The sequence below is a fragment of the Nitrosopumilus oxyclinae genome (assembly GCF_013407165.1).
Lineage (GTDB): Archaea > Thermoproteota > Nitrososphaeria > Nitrososphaerales > Nitrosopumilaceae > Nitrosopumilus > Nitrosopumilus oxyclinae.
In genome coordinates this window covers 550,112-575,764 of sequence record NZ_CP026994.1, presented here as the reverse complement: position 1 = coordinate 575,764, position 25,653 = coordinate 550,112, and the positions used below count along the sequence as shown (strand labels likewise).

The following is a 25,653-nucleotide window of genomic DNA, read 5'->3' as shown; positions in this document are numbered from 1 at the left end:
CAGTTACACCTCATCTAAAATTCGCTGAATTCTAATAGACGTAGGTTTGTTTTTTTCTACTTGCTCGATTTTAATTGATAGAGAGCTAATTTTCACAACATCTCCAACTTTGGGTATATCATGGAGTTGTTCATGTAACAATCCGTTTAAAGTAGAATAATGATCAGGGTATGGAATATTTGTTTTGAAAGCCAAGTTGATTTCATCTATTTCAACATCACCATTTGTGATTATGGTATTCTCATCAATTCGCTCATAAAGTTGAATATCAGAATCAGTTTCATCTCTAATTTCACCTACAATCTCTTCAATGAGATCCTCCAAAGTAACAATTCCTTCTACACCTCCAAATTCATCAACAACTATTGCCATGTGGGTATTTTTTGCTTGCATTTCCCTAAGCAGAGTAGTCATCTTCTTCTCTTGTGACACGTAAATTGGTTCACGTACAAAATCTCTAATTTTTTTGTGTTGCAGTTCACTATCTTTTAGATGTTTTAGTAAATCTCGAACATGCAAAATGCCAATAATATCATCACGATCTTTTCCATAAATTGGAATTCTAGAATGTCCACTTTGATGAATTGTGTCTGCTGCATCAAACAATTCCATATCACCAGGTAAGGTAAACATCTTAGTTCGTGGCATCATTACAGATCTTATCACATTATCATTAAAGTCCAATGCACCATGAACCATATCTCTTTCAGATGTTTCTAGTGCATCATCTCTGTGACCTTGATCAATAATACCTTTAATCTCCTCACCAGTCAATGCAGGTGGTCTATATCCACTGCCAGTAAGTTTGATTATTGCCCTAGTAATTCTTTCAAGAACCCAAACAACTGGGTATAGCACATAACTAAAAGCTAATAAAATTCCACTACATCTTAAAGCGACTTTAGTTGCATTTGCATTACAATATGTTTTAGGAGTTACTTCACCAAAAATAATAATTAAAAATGTCATTAGTCCAACTGCAATTCCCATTCCATTATCACCAAAAATTTCGATAGCAACAACTGTTGCAAGGGATGCAGAGCCAATGTTCACTAAATTATTTCCAAGATTTACACTTGACATCATCCAGCCAGGGTTGGAATGTAATTTTTGAAGAGCCTTTGCACCTTTTGTTTTATTTTTCACCAATCTCTCAATTGTGGCTTGACTTGTACCTACAAGTGCTACCTCTAAACCACTAAAAAATCCTGAAAGGCCAATTAATGCGGCAAGTGCAGCTAATTGATATTCTAAACTCATTTCGCAGCACACTTGAAGACGACAGATGCCAATAATGCTGCCCTCTCTATAAGACTGTCATGAATAATGTATTCTTTAGATGTACGATAATGATTTCCTAATGGACCAAATCCATCCAATGCAGGGAGTCTAACTGGCACATTACTAATGTCAGAGGATAATAGTTGGGCATGTTTTTTAATTTTAATTTCATGTTTTTTAGCCAAATCTTCTACTAATTTGTAGAATTTTGTATCAGAAGGCTCTTCCAATACAGGATGTCGTGTTTGAATTTTATTTACTGCGACATCTAGTTTTTTAGAATTAGATTCTCGTTTTTTCATCACAGATTTAATTTTTGAATCTAATAATTCTCCAAGTTTTTCTGTTTTGTAACTACATGTTAGTGAGATTGTAGCATAATTTGGAGTATGTCCATGAGAGCCTTGAGCTACAACAGAAGTTGTACTTAATCGATAATTCTTTTCATCTTTTGAGATCTTATCAATTGCAGCTAATTTTTTTGCCAAAACAGGTATGATTCCATGAATGTTTGAATTAGCTTCATCACCTGTTGATGTAAATCTAACTTCATAATCACTTCTACCATAACAAGTTGTAATAATTCCACCATCAACACTACCTGATTTTAATCCAAGAATGTATTTTGAATTTTTAGAAATCTCTTCAATCAAATTACTACTGTGTCGTCCACCCAAACTATCATCAGTTGTAAGTAATACACCACATTTTATTTTTTTGAGTCTTTTTGAAAATCTTAGTGCATGTAATGCACCTAACATCACTACCAATCCACCTTTACTTTCAGCAACACCTGAGCCTACGATCTTATCACTAGTTTCAGAATATGTTATCAAATCATTTGGCCCATAATGAGTATCCATATGAGATATGAATAATACATCATTGTGAGAATCAGAGTGATTTTTGAAATAACGAAAGTCTCCAACATCAGATTGTTTGTAAACTTGTTCACTAAATCCAAGATGAGATAATCGTTTAGATAATTTAGTTCCTAATTGATTTACATTTTCAATATTGTATACATGTGTATTGAGATTAACATAATCTTTCAAAGTCTCTTTTAGACTCTGCAAATGACTTCTCAGATAGGTTCTTGCAACAACACGTAAAGGTTGAGTCAAATCCACTTCTTCATCATTATGCTGAGTAGTAGAACCAAAGTAGCGAATTACTGCAACATCTAAAATTTTATTCACTAGAGATTCATACGTATATCCAGCAGTTTTCCCAGCATGATAAAATGAACCACCAGTTCCAAGACTAGCCATTGAATTTAATTCAAGGATGTAAAGATTCTCATCTTTATCCATTCGAAAGTCCACTCTAGTATAATCATTTAATCCTAAAGCTGAAAATGCATCTATGCACATTTGTTTCATCTCAGCCTCTTTTTCTTTTGATAATTTTGCAGGACATGTTTTTTCAACTCCACCTTTTTTCTTTTTATCAGTAATAGTTTGTATTTGATCAGGATGATCAAGATTAATTTCAACGATTGGTAAAACTTCTATGTTTGGTTTATTTCCCAACAAACCCACAGCAAACTCTCTTCCTGAAATGAATTGTTCTACCAAAATATCTTGTTGGAATTTTTCAATTTGAACTTTAACTGCAGCTCTCAAGTCATCCCAATTATCTACAACTTCCATTCCCATAGAAGTAGATTCTAGTTTTGGTTTTACAATCACAGGAAATATCAAGTCATCATGTTTGTCTTCAGGAGTTCTAAACACCCAGAATCCAGGAGTAGGAATTTTATTTTTCTGCAAAACTATTTTGGTCATCACCTTATCTTGAACAATGGCATGACCTGCTGGACCAGAACCGATGTATGGAATTCCAAGCATCTCCATCATTGCAGGAATGTGAGTGTATCTGTTCTGACCTTGAATACCATATGCCATGTTAAAGACCATGCCAGGATTTTCACCTGCAACCACTTTTGGCATAAATTCTTTTAATTCTTCATTTAAGTGAATATCACCTTCAATTACCTTGACAGTGTGTCCGCCTTTTTCTAAGGATTGGGCAACTCTCTCAACTGCTTTTGAACTATAGTGTTCTTTGGTAGTCATACCAAAGACATTGATTACGTCATTAGGATCTATCTTATTTTCATTGTAAATTAAAGCAACTTTCATTATATCATCTCATTTTTTTTAATTGGCTTTATACCCATGCATCATGATGGAGGGGCCTTTTTCTGAGTCCATGCCTGTTCATTAAGTTGATGGCATTTACAATCAGCACTTTTTCCCTTGCAATCTTTGTGATGTAAGGTAGCATCACATTTGTTACAGTCAGGATCTCTCCAGCTTGCCTGATTTCCACAATTTGGACATCTCATATTTACTCGTAATTTTTACACTCTATAAGTATAGAGGATTTTGAACTAGTTTAGAAATCAAATAGCTAGCTGTCTTGATTCTGATTTAAGTCAAGTAAATAAAATTTGAAAAATATTCATAATTCAATATGTTTAAAATTGAGACAGATTTCTAAAAAATATGTCAGATGCTACAGTTGAAGATATAAAGAAACTAGATATCGCATGTAAAAATCTATCAAATGAAAATAAAATTAGACATGTAGGAGTAATTAACAATCTTGGAAAACTAATTGCAGGAGGTTTCAAAGCAGGAACATCGCCTCTCTTAGACAGCGATAAAATTGCCATGACATACATGCAAATGCAATTAGATTTTAAAATGAGACAAGAATTTGATGAGGCTCTTGGACCAATTGACTATATTGCATCAAGAAGAAAAAAACAATTGATAATTAGTGTGCCAATTGGAAACAATTTGGTTCTCATTTCAGCAGAACCTGATGCGGATGATAAGGAAATAATTAAAAAAGCAGAAGAGTTATTTGACGATATAACAATATCTACAATTTAATTAAAAATATTTTCAAATGTTATCTATATATCTCTAAGAGAATTTTATGCAATTCAACTTTTAGAGAATTTAATTCTTTACGTAATTCTATAGTTTTGTCAGTTCCCTCAGAAATTAATTTTTGACGTTCTTCTTTACTGATTGAGCTTGAAGTAGAAGCTGAATTGAGTGCTTTTTGTACTACCATCATTTCATCTTTTATTGATTCAATTTTCTTTTCTAATTGTACTATGGTTTCTGAGGATTGAGTTTGTCCAGCTAGTTTGATAATAATTGAACTTGGAGAGAGTGCATTGATTTTTCCAGTAGATACTTGGCAAGAGTTCTTTACTATTTTTTCAGCCATTTTTACAACTTTGGTACCAATGTCTGAAGACAATTCTACTACTGGGATTCTCAATGGATTATCACCAGTACAAATCTCAAAAACTACGTTGTATGCCATTGAATTTTCAGGTCGATCTTCAGGTTGAATCAAAGCCAAATTAACTGATATTATCTCAGAAACAACACCATCAACATTCATTCCAGTGATTGATTTGCCTTTTTGTATCGTAATATTATCAGTGGTGGCACTTAGACTCAAAAACAACAAATATTTTTGTAATTCTGCTCGTGTATTGTTCAAGTCAGTTCTAATTTCAGATATTTTTTTATGAATTGCAGAAACAATTTTTGCTTTAGCTGTAGCCGATGTGTCTACATCAATAGTAGATAATTTTTCCCTCTGTGAAGAAAGATCTAATTTGAGACTAGTTATTTTATTTTCTAATTCTGTAATTGATTCAGTGATACCACCATGATTTAGCAATCTTGCAGAAATACTTTCAGGATCCGAAGCTCTAATTTTAGCGGCAGTTGTATAACAAGAAGTCAGTTCTACATCTCTAAGTTTAACTGATTTTGTCTCAGAATCAGAAGTAATTATCACCTCAGGGGAACGAATTTTTTCATCGATGGCACATATTTTAAACACATAGTTGAGAGTGTCAATTTTTGGGAATGTTTCAACAGCACCTGGATTTTTGTATTGTTTTGTTGTTGCCATGTGTGTAAGTGTACCAATTGGTTTTGACTTTAATTCTTCAACTTTAGAAACATCTATTGGATCAGGAGGTAATGCAAACCCTCGCTTAACTAGTAAATCAGCCATTACAGGTGAAACACAAACAGCATTTCCATTTAATGTTCTGATAATTTTAACAAATTTTTCATTGCAAATTACTTCTTTTGCAGTAAAGTTCAGATCCATTTGGCCTTTTGGTGAAAGGACATCTGCAAATACAATATTTGATGTAGTTACTGTTGATGCAAGTAGTACAAATATCAAAAATGAAACTGGGATTATTTTAATCATCACAAAAACATCTCATCATTGATTTTTAGATTTCCTAAAATTAATAATATCATGAAGCCTTGAGTAATAGTGAATTGAGTTTCACTCTATTTTCTAAAATATCATTTCGTAATTCACTAATTTCTTGAGTTAATTTAAGAGCAATTGGTTCAGTTGTAGAATCAAGTTTTTTAGAAATTAGATCACCCAAATTGCTTCTCTTATCAGCAAGAATAACTTCCATTTCAGATATCTGAGTTTCTAAAGATTTGATTTGTTTTGAGATTCCAGAGTTTCCACTAATTGTAGGTATGATGGATTCAGAATCTAATGCGTTTATTCTTGCAATACCGACTTGGCAAGATTCAGGAATTATTCTATCAATTAATTTGACATCAATTGTTTCTGTATCTGATGTAACAGTGATTATTGGCAATCTAATAGATTGCATACCAGCACATGCTTCGAAAACTACATTGAATCTTTTAACGTCAGGGTTATTTGTTCCAGATGGAGCAACAACACTTGGAGTTACTGAAATAAGGTTGGTACTCATTCCCTCAAGAGGTTGTCCTGTAATGGATTTTGGTAAATCAATTTTAGATACTTTGGTACTTGGAGGGACATACAAAACCATGAAATATCTTCTAAGTTGATCCTGAAGGTCTTTCAATTCTTTTTTCATAGTTATGATACTAGTCATATTTTCAGACTCGGGGGATTGATCATTAGATTTTGGTAATTTTGCTTTAGCAGTAGCAATTTTAGTTTTTAAATCAGTGATTTGAGATTCAAGTGAGGAGATTTTTTCTGAAATTCCTCCTTTATTCAACAGAGTTGCAGAAATAGAATTAGGATCTGCAGCTTTAATATTTACAGAGCTAGTATAGCAAGAATTTGCTTTTAGTGGAGTTGCTAATTTTACATTTTTAGTTTCACTATCAGATGTGACAAAGATTTCAGGTGCTCTAATTAATTTTGTAGTACTACATGCTTCAAAGACATATGAATATCCAGAAGTACTAGGTTTTGCAGGAGTGTTACCTCCAGCCAGTTGTTTTAATGTTACAATTTTGGTTATATTTCCAACAGACTCACCTTTTTTCAATTTCTTTTCTTTAATTTCTGCTACTTTTTTCTCAGAAAGTTGTTTTGCCCATCCATGTTCTGCCAATTTTTCAGCAGTGGTTGGTTTTACACAAGCAACTTTACCAGAAGAACTTTTAGTGATTTTTACTAATCCTTCTGCACAGATAATCTGTTCATTTGTAAAGTCTAATTTCATTTGTTGTCTGGGATTAATTACATCTGCAAATGATTGAGAAGGTAAAGTGCCTGAAATTAAAATAACTCCTAAAATAACTGCAAAGATAGGAACTGTATTCATAATAAATCACCATTTTTTATCATTAAAAAACATTACAGTTATTGAGTTTGTATTGGATTAAATCAATTGTTTTCTTTTTGATCAAGTCCAATATTTTTTAGAAATTTGTTTGATTCTTCTAGAGCATGTTTTTTGATTTTCACCCTATCATCTTTTTGAATAGATTTTGAGGCTAGTTGTAGCATCTCATCCATAAGATTAATTCCTCCTTGTGCTCCTTTTTTGAGCCCTAATTGGTAAAGCAGAGGCAATTTGGACATATCATTTGGTATATTCATCTTGATTTCAGGAAGAGTGATTTTTTCTTCAGGGGTCTCAATTTCGGTGAATTTGTCCACTACTTTAGAGAGTAATGTTTCTAGATTTTCGCCTAAATTCCTCTCAAGTTTTGTATTCTTTTCTTTTCTAGCCATCATTACAATTCTCTTAATTTTTAGAATGGCCTGATTAGTCTCAACAGAATCAAAGTCAGTTGCAGAAAGATCCAAACCAAAATCATGCATAAATGCTGCTGCAATATATGAAATTGCTTCTTTTCTACAAGATGCCTTTGTAGTTCCAAATGGGCAATTATCACAATTTGTTGTAAAGTATCTAGCTCCTCTTTGACCAAAACTTGAAAGAACAATTTTGTCTTGTTCACGTAGTTTACCAATTGTTCTTGAGACAAGTCCCTCATCAATTAGCAATGCTTGCGAAACTTCTTGGTTAGAATAAGATCCTTCATCAATTAAATCTAAAATTTCTTCTTCCAATTCCCCTGGAGAACGTCTAGATGGCTCATCAATTGCATCAGCTAAATAGTGAGAGACGATCTTGTCAGTTTTTTCATGATTGATAACAAATGCTTTTCCGTCAAATTGTGCATTAAGGCCAGATAGGTTTTCATCTTTGAGGATTTTTTTGAGAATTTTTTCAAGATTTTTAATTTTAAACTCTTTTAAAAGTTCAGATATCTTAACTGTGGAAATTTTTAGATTATTTGCAGCAAATATATAATATAGTGCCCATCTAATTTTTCTTTCATCACTTCTCTCAATTAATCTCAACAGACCACAAAAAATATCAATTCTATTCCATTTAATATTAGAAATTTCATCTTTGGAATTTTTGATAAATAATGCCCTATCTAGTTCTTTTAAAAAATCTTCAAATTGTTTTACAAGTTGAGGTTTTTTAATTTTTGACACCTCTTTAATTTTAGTACTTTGGGATATTGCATCAAGTAATTCTGATTTTAATAAAATTGGTTTATCTCTAAGTGATTTTGTCTCATATCTTAAAAATTCAAAAAATTCTAAATTTTTATTTTTAATAGATATTGGTTGAAAAACTTTCAATCCCAAAAGATTTGAAGAAGAAAGACCCACAATTTCATTAAACTAGTTGACTATTTATGCCTATCAAGACAAGTACATGACCAGATTTATTTCAATCATATCTGAAAAAATTTTTTAAAATTAAATGGATTCTAAATTAACAACCCAAGTATCTTTTACACCACCGCCAGAAGAATTATTTGTAATTCTTCCATGTCTGGCATATCTTGATAAACCACCTGGTGGAACTTGTGGACCATCATTTGTATAATATGAAAATACTCTAAGGTCCACGTATGAATCTCGCATGATCAGGGGGTTGAAAGATTCTCTTGTGATTGTAGTAGAAAAATCCAAAGTTTCCTGTAACAAATAGTCATCAGGTTTTTCAGTGATCTCTGTTTTAATCTTTTCAATTAGTGCACCTCTCTTAGATTTTGGATGATCTCGTGGAATTACAGTTCCCATACCACCATATCCCCCTCTCTCTTTTACAACAAGGTTCTCCACATTTTTGATTGCACTTTCCAAATCTTCAGGAATTGTTGGGTTGTATGATTTAGGTTGCTCTAAAATAGGTTCTTCAGAAAGATAATGTCGTATAAGTTCAGGAACATAAGAGTAAACTAATTTGTCATCTGCAATACCAGTTCCTGGAGAATTAACCAATGCAACTTTTCCATCAAGATATGCTTTTGTAATTCCAGGTACGAAAATATCCAAATCTTCAACTCTGCGATAAATTACATCCACTTGAACTTCACCCTCACCAGGAATTTTTACTACAACATTACCTGATGCAGTGATGTAAAGATCTCCTGCCTCCACTAGTGGAATGTTCATTAATTTTGAAAGATACATGTGCTCAAAATACGCAGAGCCAGATGTACCATCTGTCAGCAACACCATGAATGGATTTTTTACCCATGAAGCATCTTTCATTGCATCAAGTAGAAATTTCCAAGGCTTGTATGATTCAAGTTTGTATCCCTTTTTCAAAATATCCAGATACCTATCACTCATTTCACGAATCTTGATAGGATATGTAACGCCGCTAGGTACCCTAAGATTATCCTCAATCACATAGTACGTTTCCCCATTGTATAGAAGATCTGCACCATAAACTTGAATGAAGATATCATTTTTTGGCAAATGCCCAATTAAATCAGGATTAAAATATTCAGAACCGAAAATTAATTCATCAGGGACAATTGTTTTTTTCTGAGTATAGACATCCTTTAGGAACATGTTGAGTACTTTTGCACGCTGTTTAATTCCATCTTGAATTGTTTGAAAATTTTGTTTTGAAATTATACGTGGAACAAAATCCATAGGAACCGCATTGTACTCAGTAGGTTTTACATTGTATGTGAAGCCTTCAAGATACGCTGTAAGATCTGCAGACATTACCTTTTCCCCCAATCGAAGTAAACGAGGATTTTGAATGTTTTTAAAAAATTGTTGGTACTCTTTACGTATTATAAGATTAGAATCAATTGCCTCATTGAAACTTTCATCTTTTGAAAAATCAATTGATTTTGAAGGAAGAGAGTCTACATGCATTATATTCACTGTTGTTGATGACGAGTTTGATTTTGTCTTGTATCGTCTGAGATTTTAGGAGGAGCAATTTCTTCGTCGATAACCCTACCTAAATTATTAATTGCTGCAACTACATCATTTGCATGTTTGATTACCTCATCAATATTTTGTAAATCAGGTCTTTCTTCTACTGCTATTACCAGAATATTTGATTCTCTAACTAATCTATCAATTCCCAAACCCATTGCATTTGTTCTCATATTCCTTACAGCATATAGAACGCTAGATGAGACATCTCCGTGTAATATTACTTCAAGAAATTTTTCACGCTTTGTAAATTCTATTCCCAAACTATCTGCAAGAGAGATCAATGGTTCTTCACTTTTTAGATTTTTGTACGTATGGAGAGCACTAAGTAAGGAGCGAGTTATACTATCTACTCTTTCAACATAACGACCTAACCAATATGCTTTGTATAATTTACTTGGAAGAATCAAGTTTTTTTTATCCAGTTTATCGTTCAGAACAAATAACAAAAGAAAATTACCTTATTAAACTAATACAAAAAATTCTATTGTGGAATAATTGTTGGGATAACATTCAACTGAGTTAGACTGTTCGGACTGTCAGATTCAAAAGAACCAGTAATTGGAGATACGTCATTGTAATCACGGCCATGCCCATATTTTACATAGTAGTGTTCTAAATCAAAAGATCTGTTATGAGTAGGGTCTAAAGGAATCCAACCAACATTTGGCCAGTAAGCTTCTGCCCATGCATGAGTTGCTCCAGGTGTATCTACTAAAATGCCACTGACATATCTAGATGGAATTCCAAGTGAGCGTAAAAATCCAATAAGAATATGGGCTTTGTCCTGACATACCCCTACACCCATGGCCAATGATTCTCTAGCTTTAGTTTGAATTGTAGTTGATGCAGGAACATATTCTATGTTTGTTGTAACCCACTCTGTAAGAACCTGTAATGCTTCTTTCAAAGTTTTGACATTGTCTACAATATCAGGAGCTCTCTGTCTAATCATATCTGGATTGATAAGAGTTGAAGCATTAAGGTAAGTCCTAACATCAGGTGAGAAAATAGATTTGTCAAGTGGCAAACTAATGTCATCATCTACTGTAACTTTGTAAGGAGTTGTCTCTACAGTTGAAATTACTTTAAAGTAAGATGAGTAGTGTGGCTCAGTAATTTTAATTCGTAAATTTCTGTTTCCAAATCTATCGGTATAGTAGAGTTCCTTTCCAGTAGGGGTTATAGTCACTTGCTCATCAATAGGAGTTTGCCAAAATTCTTTTGAAGGAAATACACGTAAAACATTATCATTTATTGTAACTATATTATCATAAGAATAACTGACGTCATATTCTACTGAAACCTTCAAGACGTAATTATTTTGTTTGAGGCTATTTAAACTAAAATCAGATACAAAGATTCTAATCCAAAGCAAGTACTGTGAATTTTGTATACTTACGTTAATGAAAAAAATTCAATTTTATTGTAATAATTGTGGTGGCGACCTGACAAATCAAATTATCTGTTATGGAACATTATGCTCAAAATGTTGGGATAAAGTAAAGCCCGACAGACGAAATATTGAAATAAAATAACAAGTGAATAATAGAGGAAATATAGAAATGCCACTTTTAATAGAAAAACCATCTGGAAATAGTAACGTAGGAGATCTTTGTCCCGTATGCAATAGACCAAGAAAAGATCATACCGTTGAAGAGATTAAGATTTGCTCTGACAAATTAAAAGACATAGAAAAATCAGGAAGATAAAATCAGTTAATAATTTCAAAAAATAACAACATAATTTAGAACACCAATAAATTCAAAGTCTTAAAAGTCTAAATTTACCAAATATCTAAAAAATCGTGGGCAAAATAAAACTAATTGGTATTAGCATACTGGTAATAATAATAATTCTAGGAATATTATTTGCATATTCGTATACTCATTTGAGCATAAATCTAAAGGATGTTGAATTTCAAAGTATAGACTGGGAGACATTAACTTGGTCTAATCTACTAAATGTAGGACTAGATACACTATCTGGAGATTGGTTTAACGCAGCATTTGGTTTGATTCAAGGAATTAACTTGAATTTTATTTTTAATGTAAATAATAATGGTTTTCTTCCCGTGTACATTCCAGATTTGTATTATGATATTTTGATCAATGATATCAGAATTGGTAGAGGAAATAGCAACATAGACACCACAATTTATCCTGGAGAAACTAAAGAAATAATATCATTTCAAAATATTCAAAAAAATAGTTTTTCTCCGGCCATAAATTCCATAGTGAGTACTCAGGGAATCATGGAAATTAAAGTAAGGGGCACGGCATATTTTAAAATATTTGGAATGAACATACCAATTCCATTTGAATCATCTAAACAAATTTCAATTTACGATGAAGTCAGAAATAAAATAAATTCAGAAATTCAAAAAAACCAACCACAAAATGATGGATGGGTAAGCACTACAGCAAAAAACCCTCTTGAAAACGTACTAAATTCAATAACAACTGAATTGTTTGGTGCAGAAGACTTGGAACTGTCATTATCAGGGCAAACTATTGTAGACTCTACCTACAAAGTCACCCCCAAGTCATATTCACATATCTACTTTACACTAGAATGTACAGCAAATATCAAAGGGGGATTTATTGCAAATGCATTACTTGGAAATGACATAGTTGTTTTTATTCTAAATGAAGAGAATTTTAAAAAATTCAAAGAGGGACAAAATGCATCAACACATTACAAAAGCAACAAAGTCGAATCAGGGGCCTTTGATGTAACATTAGTTCCAGGCGAATATTACATCATAATATCAAATGAGCATTCAATGTTTTCAACAAAAACAGTTCAACTACAAGCAGCATCAACGTGTTCGTGATACAATTAACTAATCTTTAAAAAAATCTTCGATTGGCGGTGTATCGTATTTCATGTCAACTTTTGTAAGGGATTTATTTTTAATCAAACCAATAAACGTCAAGTCACGTTTAAACAACAAGTCTGCCATCCAGCTAGTAGCAACCTGAAATTTTTTTTCAAACATTGGCAACTGTGACAAATAATATGTTCTCCAAATTAACCACGCAACAGGACCAGTAATAGGCAAACCAAACATCACTGCAATGGCAATTTTCCTACCCAAGGTAGTCATCATACCTTTACTTTTAAAAGAGAATTTTTTTAATTTTGTTTTACCAGTAATTGCAGAATACAAATTATTTACTACGGTACTACTTTGATGAATTGAGTTTTGAGCAGTTGCAGGGTATGGCTCCCCAGTAAGGGGATTTTTTATCAATGCATTATCCCCCAAAGCTAAAACATTTTCATTTTCAAGAACTCGTAAATATTCATCAACCATGATTTTTCCCGACTGGTGATGCTGGCATTCCAAGTTGTATATTACAGGATCAATATCAGTCCCTGCAGCCCAAATCAAAGTCATACATGGAATTACTTTACCATTATCTAATTTTACAAAATCTTCTCCCGCATCTACTGCTTTAGTCTTAGTGAGTACGTTAACTCCAGCTTTGCGTAAGTAGTTACCAGCAATTTTTCCAAGCTTTGGCCCAAGTTCAGATAAAATAAATTCTTTAGAGGCAACTAGATTCATAGAAATATTCTCTGTGCCTATGCTCGGATAGAAATTCTTGACAGAATCTCGAACAAGTTGATTTATCTCGCCCATTGTTTCTACACCTGCAAAACCACCACCTACAACAGTAAATGTCATCAACGCTTTTTTGAAATCTTCATCTGAAGTTTGGGCTGCACTTTCAAGCATATTGATCACTTGTGAATTAATAGATACTGCATCCTCCACAGTTTTAATAACAAACGAATGTTTTTCAATATTTTTATTATGAAAAAAGTTTGTGTTACTTCCAAGAGCAATTACCAAATAGTCATAATCAAGTGCATGCACTTTTCCATCAAATGTCCTAGTAATAGTAACTAATTTTTGTTTTAAATCTATAAAAGATATTTCAGCATGATAAAATTCTGCCTGTTTGCACAGTTTACGAATTGGAACAGTGATATCACTAGGATGAATTAATCCTGATGAAACCTGTGGTAACATAGGAGTATAAAGAAAATAATTATCTTGACTTACAATGCTAATTCTAATGTTTGAATCGTTTTTGAATTTATTTTGAATTGATTTGAGAACATTTACTCCTCCAAATCCACCTCCTAAAATTAGAATTTTTGTTGTCATGTATAATCAATTATTAAATTATAAAATATTACAGCCTACCAGTCAAAGAAGTTACGGTCATAGATGAATACTCAAGATATTTTGTAACCATTGGGAGCATAGTAAGATTATACATTTTCATAATTACTGTCATTTAAGAGAACGTTATTTCTAGAATAATCTACATCAATTGCAATAATCACAGGCTTGTCTTGGATTTTTTTAGCCTCATCTAAAATCCTTGGAAATTCCTCTGTAGATTTGACTACATACCCTACGGCTCCAAAACTTTCAGCTAGTTGGATAAAATCAGGATTGGTAAAATTTGTAAAGACACTCTTACCAAACTCATTTTTTTGTTTCATAGATATCATACCTAAATCACGATCACACCATACTACAGTAATGATTTGAATCTTTAGTCTGACTGCAGTTTCAAGTTCCTGCACGTTCATCAAAAAACCTGCATCACCGCACATTGCAACCACATTTCGTTCAGGATAAACTAATTTTGCAGCCATTGCGCCTGGAAATGCAAATCCCATAGAACAAAATCCATTTGGAATAATGCAAGTGTTTGGCTGATATGTTTTGTAAATTTTAGCAATCCAAAGTTTGTGTGCTCCGACATCAGACAAAACAATGTCATGTTCGCCCATGGCATTTCTAACATCTATTATTAATTTCTCAGGTTTTATTGGGAAAGACATATCATCATTAAATGAATCACGTCGCTCATCAACTTCACGTAAAATTTTCTTAAAAATTTCTGGAATCTCTTTTCGTGGGAAAATATCTAATTCAGGATGTATTTCTTTTTGAGATTCTAGTTCAGATAAAATATCATCAATGGCATATTCAATATCTGAAACTATTTCCACTTTGGGTCGATAATAGGTATACACTTCAGAAGGCGTAAAATCAATATGGATAATTTTTTTATTCAAATCTTGATTCCAATTTTTAGGACTATACTCTACAAGATCAACACCCACTGCAATTACAACATCTGCAGATTTCATTGCAAGTAATGCATGGTCTGCATCTTTGATTCCAATAGTATGCAAATGTAATGGCGAATCATCAGATACCACTCCTTTTCCCATAAACGTATTCATAGCAATGATGCCAGTTTTCTCTACAAATTTACGAATGTGAGAACTAGCGTTTTCTCGAACACACCCATTTCCTAGAAAAATTATAGGATTTTTTGCATGAAGAATCAATTGTGCAGCCTGTTTAATCAATTCTTCATTTGCACCAGATCTAAAGATGGGCTGAGGTTCTATTGGGGGAATGTCCGTATCTTTTTTTGCAATATCTTGCGGCAGTTCAATATGTACAGCGCCTGGTTTTTCCTCTAATGAAATTTTGAATGCACGTCTTACAATTTCTGGAATATTTTGCGGATTACGTATAGACCAATTCCATTTTGTAATGGGCTTGAACATTGTAATTGCATCCATATTTTGATGTGATTCTTTATGCAATAGATGAGAATCAGTCTGTCCAGTAATTGCAAGTAATCTTGACCTATCCATGTTTGCATTTGCAACACCAGTAACTAGATTTGTCGCGCCAGGACCCAAAGTAGCCAAACACACTCCAACTTTACCAGTTAGTCGCCCATACACATCTGCCATGAATGCAGCTCCTTGTTCATGCCGAGTCAAAATGAATTTAATCTTAGACTCAGATAACGACATCATAAAATCAGCATTCTCCTCACCCGGGATGCCAAAAATGTATTCTACGCCTTCAGTTTCAAGACATTTTACAAATAAATCAGAAGCTTTCAATATTGTTCCTGTAATTTACAACGCAATTATTTCTTAAAAAAGTTCCAATGACAAAATTAGTAATCAACATGTATTGCTAATTTTTTAAGAGAATGCATCTATAATTTTAACATATTGGAATTACAATGATTAGAAATTAAATCTCTTGATCAATACTTCCACCTTGACCATACAACACATGCATGGTAAACGTATCAGTAACATCAGGATGGTTTCTTAATCTTTGGAGAATTAGTTCTACGCCGTTAGGATCTGGAGTTTTAATTTTAATAAAAACATCATACTTGCCCCATATACCATTAATTTCAATTATTTCAGGTAATTCTTTGAGTTCTGTAATTACGCTAATTTCACGGCCAGTTTTACAATTTATGAGAATATAGGCTTGCATACCTTCAATCCCATTTATGATAGATAAAGATCACGCCCCAAATCACATAAATTTGTAAAATCAGGCTCAAAATTTATCACATTTGTAAACTGGGATTTTGGAGATTAGGTCTATAGGAAATTTACAAAGACAGTTGATTTTACAATATCTCTGTTTGGTTATAGTATGTAATGTTATTTTTCTTCAGATTCCAATTCTTCATCGTCTTTCATCAAGCTATCCATGATATGTCCATGAGACAATTTCTGAAATACAAATACAGAATCTGCAATTAATAGAATTGCTATAGCAAGACCAATACCTGAAATAATAAATGGTAAAAAGGGCAAATAGTCTAAATCTCCAATGTAGGGTTGAATCACAGCAATCAATACTAGAATAAATCCAGTAAAGAAAATATTTCGCAGTAATCTATGTAGAGGTTTCTCTTCCAACTTTTGAGTGTCAGCTGGAATTAGTTTTGTAGATAAAATATCAGATATGTTTGTAACCAGTTTCTCAATTTTACCAAGCATTGCAATTACTGGATAAATAATTAACAGTACACTCACAATGGTTAGTAATATTTCAGGATCAATGGCCAAAGGAATTCCAGTTTGAGTAATGATGTTCACTATATCATCATTAAAGTAATCAATAACTGCTAAAATTGCAATTACTATCATTAGATTTACAAAGAATTTAGGACCATGTTCTTTGAGTAATTTATTAAATTGAGTATCACCATCTGATGAATTCATTAATTTGTTGAAGAATCTACCTACAATGAAAATCGGATTTAACAATTTCATTGGAACATAACTTTCTCTATTTGCAAGAGTAGGTAATATCTTCAGCAACAATGGAATGCACAGCATTGTAGCTAATGTCACAAGCATTGTAACTGGATACAGTGTATCTCGAACAGAACCGCCATCTACTGCCTGTTTTGCCATGATAAATGAGAATTCCCCTCTAGGAACCATCACTGTGCCAATAGTAGACGCACCAGGGACATCATGACCACCAATAGATGCTCCAAAGAAGTTGCCTACAAATTTTCCAATAATTGCTAAAATGATTATAGGTATTGAAATTAGTGCAACTTCAGGAATTGCCATTATATTTACAAGCATTCCAATTGACACAAAGAATATCACCCCAAAGAAATCACGTAACGGAAGAATTTTTTTAGTAATTTGTTCAGAATGCTTCGATGATGCAATAATCATTCCCATGATAAATGCACCAATTGCAGAACTTTGTCCTAGAAAATGAGCAAGAACTGCCAAACCAAAGCCCAGCGCTAATGCAGTGATAAACGGCGCTTCGGGGATATCTAATCCATGAATTTTCTCCAACAGTTTTGGAATTAGTTTAATTCCCAAGCCCAACGCTATTACAAAGAACGTTAAACTCTGTAAAACTAAAATTCCAACACCAGTGAAATCAAGCTCTGCACCAGCTGATGCATTTCCTAAAATTACTAAAAGCAATACGGCTGCAAGATCTTCCACTATCAAAATCGTGATGACAGTGTTGAACTCTTTTGTTTTGACTAGTTTAAGATCACGTAGTATTCGAAGAGAAATTGCAGTACTACTAATTGATAAAATTCCTGCCAGATACAGAGCCTCTAAATGAGTCCAACCAAAAGAGAATGCCCCGATATATGCCAAGAAAAACATTATTGATAATTCAGACATTCCTACGACAATAGGTTTGATTCCAGCTTTGCGTAATTTCTGTAAACTAAATTCCAGCCCTACGACAAAAAGAAGAATGATAATTCCAAGTTCTGCCAACAGATTGATTAATTCTACATCATCAACGATACCGAGTCCATACGGACCTGCAATCATTCCAATTAAGATAAAACCGATAATTGTGGGAAATTTTATTTTTTTCATAATTCCAGCACCAATCATGCCTCCCCCAAGCAGCAATGCCAGTAATGCTAGAAAATCAGTTACTTCAACAGTCATAATCTAGATAATTTTTCCAGTTACAGCATCTATTCTGGCAATTACAACCTTGTTTTTCTTATCATAACACTTTGTCTCATAAATTGGTACAAGTATCTCACGAAATTCAGCGATAACGTACTCCTCACGATTAATTTTCAGATCATGTTTGAGACTTTCTTTTAATTTTTGAGATAGTTTTGAAAAAACTTCATCATCAGTCATTTCAGTTCTTCTGATGTGGTCTTTATTTACATCAAGTACCCTTTGGACATAATTTTCTACGGCATCAGAGTGAGTACTGTATCCAAAGGTAGTTACCAATCCATTGTGATCAAAATACATTGAATCAGTCATGCTTTTGAGGGCATTTTCAACTACATTAAGTTCCAGATCTTGTTTTGAGATTCCAACTCCTTGTTTCATTTTTTTGCCAAATTTTTTCCAGGTACCAGATTCATTTAAGATTGGGAATTTTTCATCTCCAATTGAAACTTCAACAACATCAGGATCCACTTTAATCATGTATGATGCATTACGATCAAAGTCAATTTCATAATGACCCAAAATAAAAATAAATTGCTCCAAATACAATTGTGGAATGTCAACTTTTATTTCATCAGGTTTCGGTCGTCGTAATGCAGAGCCAAAAAAAGATGTTTTCTTTTTATTTAAAACATCCATGATATCTTGAGGTAAGAATTGAGTTCTAAGTACTATAGTTTCTTTTGTAGGAGTATTGCTAGGTGTTAGATTTGTTTTGTCTGTCAAATTATCTCAAATCCAAAGTATTCATTCAAATTCTATCTAAGATCTTTTTCTTTTTTTCATTAAATTCTTTGTCAGTAATTATTCCCAATTCTTTGAGCTTTGCCAATTTTTCTAAAAGTTCAAGACTTGAGGCACCATATTGAGTACCAAGTTTTATTCGTCCTACAATTAATTCAAAAAAGTAAAAAAATGCATTATAGATTTTTTTATAAAATTTAGGACTCTTCTTTTTTAGCATATTTTTTTGCTCTAAACTTTTTTCTCTAAGTTTTAGCGAATTGATTTTTAATGTTTTTAGATAATCTTGAGATTTAAGAAAATCAGTAGTAGAACTAGTAACTTGATTTAGTTTTTCTAAAGATTCCCTACCCAATTGTTTTCCGTGTTCAACAGTTTGAGTATAATTCTTTGTTACATCTTCTAAAATATTATCTTGTTTTTCCTTGAGTATTTCTCGAGGATTTTCTGATTTTTCTTTTTTCTCGACCATGTTATTGATGTACAAAGTATTAGTGTAAAGGTATTATTTTAACATCCACATTGTTAGGTAATACTAACTGCAAAACCACGTTTTAATCAAAATCTCATCTTACAATTAATGTGCAACCTTTGAATTTAGTACATATCAATAATGTGAAAATCTAGTCTTCAGATAGGTTTTGAGTATGACCAGGATCACCTTCAACAGCTTCTGCACTCCTTCTTGAAATATCTGAAATATGTGATTTAAAACAAGAGTCAGAACAAAATTTTTCAGTATTGCCTTCAAATGCCTTACCACAATGCTTGCAAAGCATTTTCATAATGATTCAGCCGCACATTCTGAAGAGCAGTAATCACTACTTCTATTGAAAAACTCTTTGTTACAATGTTTACATTTTTTTCCAGAATTCATCATGTGCCCCCCTATATTACACCAAATATCAAAAGACCCACTCAAATTTATATAAATCGGAAAATGTAAGCTTTTGCTAGTAAAGTAAGCAATAACAGAATACAATTTGCATATTTTATTTATTTAAATTTAATTTTCAGATAAGGTATTTATTAAAAAAAGTCCAATTCGGAATATGGCGGTCAAAACAAAAGATGAAGTAATCAGTTTACGATTTACCAAAGATCATATTAATTCCATTAAAAAATTAGCACAAGAGAACAACATTTCCCCCACAAAGGCTGCAGAAAATATCATCAACAATCATCTAGATGTTCTGGACAAGTGTTTCAAACGCCAAGATATGATAATTCAACGTAGTGAAATAAAAAAGCTATACAATAGATTTACCAAAAAAGAGTTAGATCCTTGGATAAAAACAAAATATGAGCCAACTGTTTCCTGCATGCAGTTATTTTCTCCAATGTTAAAATTTGAAGAAATGACTGAAACTATGTCAAGTTGGTTTAAACAAAATGGCCATCACTTGTATTATGATGATAAAGACGGACTAAGGACAATAACATGTGCAAATAGCGACATGGGATATAATTGGTTATATGTTAATGGAATGATATATTTTAAAATGTTCAATGATGCAAAACATGTCACATCAGATTTTAAATCAGATGAAGAAAGTTTTGAATTTAAAATAAAAATCCCAGAGCAATAGATTTAACGTTTCTGAAACTCATCTGTGTGTTATTATTCTAATTCTAGTTACCAATATCCTAATTTTACAATTATCAACATAATATTCTTAAAATTATTTATTAATGAAAGACCCAAAAAACTAGACGTTTCTTTTTGATTTAATCATTCATAATACAATCTAAAAAGTTCAGATGTATCAATAGTACCAATTTTTAAAATAAATTATGAAAAAATATCATAAGTAAAATACAGGAGAGCCGACTAGTCTCTCCCGCCCTTAGGTCATAAGACCTAATGAACAACATACATTACAAAATTGGTATAAAAACATAAAATGAAATATTGAGCCTAAATTCTAAAATAAATTCACAGATATAGAATCAAAGAATAATTTTGCAGCTGCAATTAAAATTACAACAGACACAAGAATTTGCAAGTATCTTTCTTTGATATCAATAGATAATCTTGCACCAACTAATCCTCCAATAAATGAACCAATTGCCAAAAATCCTGCTTGAAGAAAATCTGGATGTCCCAAGAAACTATGAACTATCACTCCTGACAGAGATGCAAACAAGAGAATCATCTGAGATGTAGGAGCAGCTTTTTTCATTGCCATGCCCATTCCTACAACCATTAACGGAACAAAAATTATCCCACCCCCAATTCCAAAAAAAGATGAAATTATTCCTGCAAAAAAACTTGCACCGATTGCAAAAACAATCATTTGTTTTGAAATTGTTTTCTCTCTGGTTTCAATTTTTTTCCTTAAAAATATGTACGCAGCTGATGCAATCAACACAAATCCAAATAAAATTTTAAAGATATCGGGTGCAACATCAGTGGATATTATTGCACCTAAAACAGTTCCAGGAATTGAAAGCAATCCCAATTTGATTCCCAAAGAGTATTCAATTCGTTTTTGTTTTGAATATGAAATTGTAGATGCAATGGCATTACTTAATGCAGCAAACAGACTATTACTTGCAGCAACAGTAGGCGGAAACCCCAAAAAGGTCAAGACAGGTACAACAATGATTCCACCACCTAGACCAATCATAGAACCTAATAGTCCAGCTGCAAAGCCTAAAGGAATTAACCATAATTGATCAATCATTGTAATCGTCAATCAAAGAAATTTGTAGTATATAATTAGACTACTTTAGAATGATCAATGTCTGCAAAACAGAATTGTCCTTAGGTGTAATCTCCAAAGTTATTTCAGAAGTTTTCAAATCGTCGATTTGTGATTTTATTCCACGTTCATTAGAATCATAGTAAAATGTGTGAACAAGTTCCACCCACGCAGAGATAGACTCAACATCATCATCAGCCTTTTCTTCCTCCCAACAGTCACAGACAAGAGTTTCAATCATAGCCTCAATTACTGCTAAAACCTCATCTTGATTGGACTCCAAAGTTTGAGTTTCAAGATTAGCTATTGCCAAGACTGGAGAGTTAGTGTCACCTCCAATGTTGATATTTCCCAAAGTGTTTCCATGAATGTCAGTTACAGCAGTAGTAGTGCAATATTCTACAGTTCTTGGTAATCCTTTATCAAAAAATGTACAGTATTGACTAATTGTATGATCAGTTATTGCAGTTGGTGAAGATACAAAAATATTTTGATTGGCTAAAGTTTTTTGAATTTTTTCAATATCATAATATGTAAACCCAGTATAGTAAACGGGTTTTGATTCTGTTTCAGGAGTAGAATAAAAAATAATTATTGCACCTAAAACAATGATTACAACTCCCATTATGATCAATAATGGCTTGTTCATTAAATTACAAATTATTTATTCAAAGATAAGGCTTTGCAATTCTAGATAGAAATTATGGTCAATTTCGAATCAAGAGTGATATTATTTTGTTCAACAAATCCAGAAGTTACTTCTAGCACATATGATGCCTCATTATCTGGAACAACACTTTGACAAGTAGTAATTTCTACGACTGTCTTACATGGCGGAACATCTTTTTCAATATGTACAACATTTCCATCTTGATCAAACCAAATCATATCTAATGAAAATTGCATGTTAAGCATCCATAAAGAATACAAACCCGGATCTGCAAATACAAAAATCATCCCCTGATCATAAGGCAATTGTTCTTGAAACATCAATCCACGAACTCGTCTTGGTTCTGAATCTGCAATTTGCACTTCAAGTGGAATATCATCAACTAAAATGGTACCTCGTGGAAATTCAACTGATTCTAATTTACTATCACTTGGAAGCGTCAACATTCCAATTACACCAATAATGACTGCCGCAATTGTTATCGGAATTAATGCTTGAGCACGAGTAGTCATAAATTAACTCGGCAAAATCCATTTAAAATGTGTTAGACTGCCCAGACGGCAAGAAAGCATCAGTTATTCAGACAATGTAAGGGATTTTGAAAATAGGATCATTTTGATGAAACATGAAATTTACACTGTAAGATAAAATATGAAATAACTCAATCTATGCTATAGCACTTTCTTTAATGGCTTATCTCTTTTACAAATAACACAGTACTCTTCTTTTGAATGACTATTAATTGGAGTTAAACAATCATGACAATATTTCATGATTTTACGAATTGAGCTTGTTATATTAAGAATCTTCAACATTAACCACTAGATATACACCACTCATGAAACCATAGTTACAATTTGGAAATGATGAATTTATGTATTAGAATTTAGAAGCTAATCTTTGTTTTTTTCATTATACTTTTGCACCTCATCTAGAGGCACTTCAATTGTTCTATCTGCACCTTTGCAATAATTTTTTCCTTTGAAATGTTTGTGAATTTTGATTTTAGCCATCATGATGCTATCTATTCCATAGTTTCCATGATGATCTGTAATTTTTTGACTAACAACATGGCAAGATTGAGAAACAGTACACCATTTACATACAATTTTCATTTTTTTGTCATCAGTCATAGTGTATCTCTAAGAATTAGAGACTTAAGGGTATAGGAGTTTTGAAAAATTGATAGGGCATCAGTATCTAATTGTGATATTCACTGTTAAATTAACAAACATTTTTACATAAAAAAACTACATCTACACGATTAATCGTCATGATTTTATCGTAAATTCATGAATTATGAAAAATTATGTGAGACTATTTTTGGTCTAGATAAACAAATTAGATTTGTTGCAGTCTATTCTAAAAACTATGAAAAGATTGCAGGTGGAATGAGAGAAGGAACTAAAACCCTATCACCAGAATCAATTACCAGACTATCAGTTGAACAGGCATTTGATAGATGGACTACACGCCTACAAATGGGAGAATATATCGGAGCCCCAAAATATGCCCTTGCAGAATATGAAAAATTAAAGAGATTTACATTTCATGTGGGAGGAAACGCCCTATTGTTAATTTCCACTGAACTTGGAATATCCAATGATTTATTGATAGAAAATGTTCTAAAAACAATAAGACAATAAAACAGAACCCAGCACAATCACATGAAAATAATTAGATAGATCCAAATTTTAGAACTGCAAACACAACTGCAAACCCAATTAGGAAAAGAATTCCTGAAACACTTAGAATTTTTAACCACATGGAAGGTTGATGCTCTGTGTCAAGAAATTTGCCAGTAACCAATCTAAAATTAAAGATTGCAATTACCGGTGCAATTACAAATGACAGGACAGTTGCAAAATCAACTAATTCCTTGAGATTGTTTCCAAATTGAAACACCACCACAAGTGAACCACCAGAGATTAGAATCAAGAAAAACAAGTAAAGAGTTCGAAATTTTGTGCGTATTTTCTCTTCGTTTTTGGTAAAAATCAATTCAACTGTTCTCTGCAATGATCTGGAATATCCATCAAAAACTGCAATTATAGTTCCAAACATTACAGTAAATGCCGAAGCTGCAATGAAGACATAGCTCCACTCCCCAATTGTCTGTGTGTATAATGTAACTATTTCATGTGCAAAAAGAGAATTACTGTTTGGAAGTTCTTCGCCAGAACCATAGAAAATAAACGAACCCAATGTCACAAACATTATTGCAAGAATTCCAGTTATCAAATAGGCTAATCGAAATTCAAAGAGAGTCTCCTTCAAACGAGGTTTGTATCTTGTTTGTTTCATTCGCTCCAAGGTCCACAAGCTATTCCAGCTGGACAGATCAACTGCAGTTGGCATCCAACCCATCAGTGCAAGTAAGAAAAAGATTCCAGAGATATCCCAAAGATCTTTTGGCTCAAATCCTGCAATAGGTACCAGTGGCCCATTATACAATGTGAGTGAAAATGCAGCAACTGTAGAGACAACTAAAACAATTGCAATAATTTTGATCAAACTATCTAGTGCATTGAATTTTCCAATAGCCAAAACTGCCACACATACTGCAAATAAAATAATTATTGTCCACTCTCCAAGAAAATCAATTCCAAATAGATTTTCAAAAAATCCCGCAGTGACAAATCCTACTGCACCTGTAACAAAAAACATCGAACTAATAGTTAATAGAAAATACAACCACAAGGCAGGCTTGCCAAGTTTTTTGTAGCCATCAATTATGCTTGTCTGTGTAGAATTTGCATAACGAGAACCAAATTCAAAGAAAGGGTACTTTAGTATAGTTACTAAGATGACAAATCCCACAATAAACAATCCATAATCAGCGCCTGCCCTAGTTGACTGGACAAGATGAGATACGCCTATGGCAGTACATGCAAATAAAATTCCAGGTCCTGCAGTCTTTGAAAAACGAGATACAGTTGAACTCATTATTTTATACTGGATTAATATTCCAAGAGCCATCAACCCAAACACCAATTACTTTGGCATTCAAATTCCATGATGAAATAATTTCAACTGCATTTTTGATTTGTGCAATATGTTCTTCATCAGAGACAGGATTTGCTGCACAATCATAGTGACCTGAAACTACAACTAGTTCAGATTTGTGTGCATTTATAGAAATCCCAACCTTTGTTTTGATTGATTCAACAACGTCTGAAATTTTTTTATCAACTCCAGGTTCAGTTATAGTATCAACAAAATCTGCGGAATAATTTTCTTTAATCCACTTGTTTAGTGGAAGTTGAATTCTGCCATCCATACAAGATACAGATGTTGCAAATTTTCCTTCAGCCATACCAAAATAAAATTAGTCTTCCTTAA

Annotated in this window: 27 protein-coding genes; 5 read left to right on the top strand and 22 right to left on the bottom strand. The window is 32.7% G+C overall.

The genetic code is table 11. From position 1 onward, the window contains the following. Positions 1 to 3: 3 nt before the first annotated feature. From C5F49_RS03375 to C5F49_RS03365, 3 genes are read right to left on the bottom strand one after another with little or no spacing between them, the layout of a single operon-like run. On the bottom strand, positions 4 to 1,260 hold the full coding sequence (locus C5F49_RS03375) for a hemolysin family protein (protein ID WP_179363333.1): 1,257 nt from the start codon (positions 1,258 to 1,260) through the stop codon (positions 4 to 6). After that, a complete protein-coding gene (locus tag C5F49_RS03370) occupies positions 1,257 to 3,425 on the bottom strand; it encodes a M20/M25/M40 family metallo-hydrolase (RefSeq protein ID WP_179363332.1) in 2,169 nt (722 codons plus the stop codon). Before C5F49_RS03370 ends, C5F49_RS03375 begins: the two co-directional genes overlap by 4 nt. 41 nt (positions 3,426 to 3,466) lie before the next feature. Then, the gene (locus C5F49_RS03365; RefSeq protein ID WP_179363331.1) at positions 3,467 to 3,631 is read right to left on the bottom strand and encodes a hypothetical protein; all 165 of its coding nucleotides are present in this window, start codon (positions 3,629 to 3,631) and stop codon (positions 3,467 to 3,469) included. Between the two features lie 160 nt (positions 3,632 to 3,791). On the opposite strand from C5F49_RS03365, the gene C5F49_RS03360 reads away from it, so the two are divergent. After that, positions 3,792 to 4,184: a DUF6659 family protein gene (locus C5F49_RS03360; RefSeq protein ID WP_179363330.1), complete on the top strand. Its 393-nt coding sequence runs from the start codon at positions 3,792 to 3,794 to the stop codon at positions 4,182 to 4,184. A gap of 19 nt (positions 4,185 to 4,203) precedes the next feature. Here C5F49_RS03360 and C5F49_RS03355 read toward each other — a convergent pair whose 3' ends face one another. The 6 genes from C5F49_RS03355 to C5F49_RS03330 form a co-directional block, all read right to left on the bottom strand. Then, positions 4,204 to 5,541, bottom strand: a complete 1,338-nt coding sequence (locus C5F49_RS03355) for a hypothetical protein (protein ID WP_179363329.1) — start codon at positions 5,539 to 5,541, stop codon at positions 4,204 to 4,206. 49 nt (positions 5,542 to 5,590) lie between these two features. Continuing rightward, complete coding sequence (locus tag C5F49_RS03350) at positions 5,591 to 6,907, bottom strand: hypothetical protein (protein ID WP_179363328.1); 1,317 nt, start codon at positions 6,905 to 6,907, stop codon at positions 5,591 to 5,593. A 62-nt stretch (positions 6,908 to 6,969) separates the two neighbouring features. Continuing rightward, positions 6,970 to 8,277 (bottom strand): hypothetical protein, encoded by a 1,308-nt coding sequence (locus C5F49_RS03345; RefSeq protein ID WP_179363327.1) that lies wholly within the window; start codon positions 8,275 to 8,277, stop codon positions 6,970 to 6,972. A 90-nt stretch (positions 8,278 to 8,367) separates the two neighbouring features. After that, positions 8,368 to 9,789, bottom strand: coding sequence for a circularly permuted type 2 ATP-grasp protein (locus tag C5F49_RS03340; RefSeq protein WP_179363326.1), 1,422 nt, complete (start codon positions 9,787 to 9,789; stop codon positions 8,368 to 8,370). A 5-nt stretch (positions 9,790 to 9,794) separates the two neighbouring features. After that, positions 9,795 to 10,304, bottom strand: a complete 510-nt coding sequence (locus C5F49_RS03335) for an alpha-E domain-containing protein (RefSeq protein WP_179363325.1) — start codon at positions 10,302 to 10,304, stop codon at positions 9,795 to 9,797. Between the two features lie 35 nt (positions 10,305 to 10,339). Then, positions 10,340 to 11,167: a transglutaminase family protein gene (locus C5F49_RS03330; RefSeq protein WP_179363324.1), complete on the bottom strand. Its 828-nt coding sequence runs from the start codon at positions 11,165 to 11,167 to the stop codon at positions 10,340 to 10,342. A gap of 253 nt (positions 11,168 to 11,420) precedes the next feature. Between C5F49_RS03330 and C5F49_RS03325 the strand changes: the two genes are divergently transcribed. Both C5F49_RS03325 and C5F49_RS03320 read left to right on the top strand, forming a co-directional pair. After that, complete coding sequence (locus C5F49_RS03325; protein ID WP_179363323.1) at positions 11,421 to 11,567, top strand: hypothetical protein; 147 nt, start codon at positions 11,421 to 11,423, stop codon at positions 11,565 to 11,567. A gap of 95 nt (positions 11,568 to 11,662) precedes the next feature. Continuing rightward, positions 11,663 to 12,691 carry a p24 family protein gene (locus tag C5F49_RS03320; RefSeq protein ID WP_179363322.1) on the top strand — a complete coding sequence of 343 codons (1,029 nt, stop codon included), beginning with the start codon at positions 11,663 to 11,665 and terminating at the stop codon, positions 12,689 to 12,691. 9 nt (positions 12,692 to 12,700) lie between these two features. Here the strand turns inward: C5F49_RS03320 and C5F49_RS03315 are convergent, their stop codons facing one another. From C5F49_RS03315 to C5F49_RS03285, 7 genes are all read right to left on the bottom strand, one after another. Beyond that, on the bottom strand, positions 12,701 to 14,035 hold the full coding sequence (locus tag C5F49_RS03315; protein WP_179363321.1) for an NAD(P)/FAD-dependent oxidoreductase: 1,335 nt from the start codon (positions 14,033 to 14,035) through the stop codon (positions 12,701 to 12,703). A gap of 107 nt (positions 14,036 to 14,142) precedes the next feature. Next, a complete protein-coding gene (locus C5F49_RS03310; RefSeq protein ID WP_179363320.1) occupies positions 14,143 to 15,813 on the bottom strand; it encodes an acetolactate synthase large subunit in 1,671 nt (556 codons plus the stop codon). A gap of 136 nt (positions 15,814 to 15,949) precedes the next feature. Continuing rightward, entirely contained in the window at positions 15,950 to 16,204 is a 255-nt protein-coding gene (locus C5F49_RS03305) for an Lrp/AsnC ligand binding domain-containing protein (protein WP_179363319.1), read from the bottom strand. Positions 16,205 to 16,377: 173 nt separating this feature from the next. After that, complete coding sequence (locus tag C5F49_RS03300) at positions 16,378 to 18,168, bottom strand: cation:proton antiporter (protein WP_179363318.1); 1,791 nt, start codon at positions 18,166 to 18,168, stop codon at positions 16,378 to 16,380. Between the two features lie 3 nt (positions 18,169 to 18,171). Next, positions 18,172 to 18,918 carry a hypothetical protein gene (locus C5F49_RS03295; protein WP_179363317.1) on the bottom strand — a complete coding sequence of 249 codons (747 nt, stop codon included), beginning with the start codon at positions 18,916 to 18,918 and terminating at the stop codon, positions 18,172 to 18,174. Between the two features lie 25 nt (positions 18,919 to 18,943). Continuing rightward, on the bottom strand, positions 18,944 to 19,408 hold the full coding sequence (locus C5F49_RS03290) for an SHOCT domain-containing protein (protein ID WP_179363316.1): 465 nt from the start codon (positions 19,406 to 19,408) through the stop codon (positions 18,944 to 18,946). 151 nt (positions 19,409 to 19,559) lie between these two features. Next, complete coding sequence (locus C5F49_RS03285) at positions 19,560 to 19,721, bottom strand: hypothetical protein (RefSeq protein ID WP_179361852.1); 162 nt, start codon at positions 19,719 to 19,721, stop codon at positions 19,560 to 19,562. A gap of 267 nt (positions 19,722 to 19,988) precedes the next feature. Here C5F49_RS03285 and C5F49_RS03280 point away from each other — a divergent pair, with 267 nt between their 5' ends. Next, a complete protein-coding gene (locus C5F49_RS03280) occupies positions 19,989 to 20,525 on the top strand; it encodes a hypothetical protein (RefSeq protein ID WP_179363315.1) in 537 nt (178 codons plus the stop codon). A 336-nt stretch (positions 20,526 to 20,861) separates the two neighbouring features. On the opposite strand, the gene C5F49_RS03275 is transcribed toward C5F49_RS03280, so the two are convergent. The 4 genes from C5F49_RS03275 to C5F49_RS03260 form a co-directional block, all read right to left on the bottom strand. Next, positions 20,862 to 21,623, bottom strand: coding sequence for a sulfite exporter TauE/SafE family protein (locus C5F49_RS03275; RefSeq protein WP_179363314.1), 762 nt, complete (start codon positions 21,621 to 21,623; stop codon positions 20,862 to 20,864). A 40-nt stretch (positions 21,624 to 21,663) separates the two neighbouring features. Beyond that, positions 21,664 to 22,290 (bottom strand): hypothetical protein, encoded by a 627-nt coding sequence (locus C5F49_RS03270; protein ID WP_179363313.1) that lies wholly within the window; start codon positions 22,288 to 22,290, stop codon positions 21,664 to 21,666. Positions 22,291 to 22,331: 41 nt separating this feature from the next. Further along, positions 22,332 to 22,823 carry a DUF192 domain-containing protein gene (locus tag C5F49_RS03265; protein ID WP_179363312.1) on the bottom strand — a complete coding sequence of 164 codons (492 nt, stop codon included), beginning with the start codon at positions 22,821 to 22,823 and terminating at the stop codon, positions 22,332 to 22,334. Between the two features lie 381 nt (positions 22,824 to 23,204). Next, positions 23,205 to 23,444, bottom strand: a complete 240-nt coding sequence (locus tag C5F49_RS03260) for a hypothetical protein (protein ID WP_179363311.1) — start codon at positions 23,442 to 23,444, stop codon at positions 23,205 to 23,207. Positions 23,445 to 23,603: 159 nt separating this feature from the next. Here C5F49_RS03260 and C5F49_RS03255 point away from each other — a divergent pair, with 159 nt between their 5' ends. After that, positions 23,604 to 23,957 carry a hypothetical protein gene (locus C5F49_RS03255; protein WP_179363310.1) on the top strand — a complete coding sequence of 118 codons (354 nt, stop codon included), beginning with the start codon at positions 23,604 to 23,606 and terminating at the stop codon, positions 23,955 to 23,957. A gap of 31 nt (positions 23,958 to 23,988) precedes the next feature. Here C5F49_RS03255 and C5F49_RS03250 read toward each other — a convergent pair whose 3' ends face one another. Together C5F49_RS03250 and C5F49_RS03245 are read right to left on the bottom strand one after the other, a co-directional pair. After that, complete coding sequence (locus tag C5F49_RS03250) at positions 23,989 to 25,290, bottom strand: NRAMP family divalent metal transporter (RefSeq protein ID WP_246275374.1); 1,302 nt, start codon at positions 25,288 to 25,290, stop codon at positions 23,989 to 23,991. Continuing rightward, positions 25,262 to 25,627 carry a carbonic anhydrase gene (locus C5F49_RS03245; RefSeq protein ID WP_179363309.1) on the bottom strand — a complete coding sequence of 122 codons (366 nt, stop codon included), beginning with the start codon at positions 25,625 to 25,627 and terminating at the stop codon, positions 25,262 to 25,264. The genes C5F49_RS03250 and C5F49_RS03245 overlap by 29 nt, the downstream gene beginning before the upstream one ends. Positions 25,628 to 25,653 lie beyond the last annotated feature (26 nt).